The following is a 364-nucleotide window of genomic DNA, read 5'->3' as shown; positions in this document are numbered from 1 at the left end:
GCTGTCGAAAACGAATAGCTCTTTGCCAAGCTTCGGTGCGGCCGCCGTGCTGTCCATGGTGTAGCCGGTGGTCAGCAGGCCATTGAACTCCTCACTGATCCTTTGCGCGAGCGCTTTCACGTCATTCGTGAGCGGTGTCAGCACCTTGTCCTCGAAATCGGCCAGTCCGCCCAGCTGGCCGCCCAGGTTGCCGTTGGTCACGCCGAAGGACTGGGTGGCGAATTTAACCGCCAGTTTCCCATCGCTCTCGACCGCCATCACTCCGGCCACCGATCCCGCCACCAAGGGCTGGCCGCCACGCAGCGAGACGCTGCGCGAGCCATCGGGCTGGTTCACGACCTGGACGCCGACCAGGGCCGCGAGC

1 pseudogene is annotated in these 364 nt (G+C 64.6%); it reads right to left on the bottom strand.

Annotated features, from left to right (window positions below):
- Positions 1-336: pseudogene (locus QZH66_RS18820) on the bottom strand (hypothetical protein); the annotation flags it as partial.
- Between the last annotated feature and the right edge of the window lie 28 nt (positions 337-364).

The organism is Stenotrophomonas sp. YIM B06876, from assembly GCF_030711595.1.
In the GTDB taxonomy this organism is placed as follows: Bacteria; Pseudomonadota; Gammaproteobacteria; order Xanthomonadales; family Xanthomonadaceae; genus Stenotrophomonas.
Note: the sequence above shows the minus strand (reverse complement) of the source record. Positions and strands in the feature narration are given on the sequence as shown.